We start from the raw sequence: 313 nt of genomic DNA, 5'->3' as shown, positions 1-313 counted from the left end.
GTGGTGTCGGTGCCGGGTGAGTGGGTGCTGCTCGCCTACCGGGTGCCGCGCGAGCCGTCCACGCCGCGGATCGCGATCTGGCGCCGGCTCAAGCAGCTCGGCGTGGCGCAGATCGGTGACGGCCTGGTCGGGTTACCGGCCGACGCGCGGACGCGGGAACAGTTGGAGTGGGTCGCCGACGACGTGGTCGCGGCCCGCGGAACGGCGAGTGTGTGGCTGGCCCGGCCGGCATCGGCCGCGGCGGAGCGCGAACTGGCCGGGCAGATGGCGGCAGCCCGCGCGGTCGAGTACGCGAAGATCGCCGCCGAGGCCG

General features: G+C 75.4%; 1 protein-coding gene. It reads left to right on the top strand.

Annotation, left to right across the window (positions count from 1 at the left end; all coding sequences use genetic code 11):
• On the top strand, positions 1-313 hold a 313-nt coding region (locus AAH979_RS43230), incomplete at its 3' end, for a Chromate resistance protein ChrB (protein ID WP_346263912.1).

Origin of the sequence: Plantactinospora sp. ZYX-F-223 (genome assembly GCF_039649625.1) — a bacterium.
Taxonomy (GTDB): domain Bacteria; phylum Actinomycetota; class Actinomycetes; order Mycobacteriales; family Micromonosporaceae; genus Plantactinospora.
Note: the sequence above shows the minus strand (reverse complement) of the source record. Positions and strands in the feature narration are given on the sequence as shown.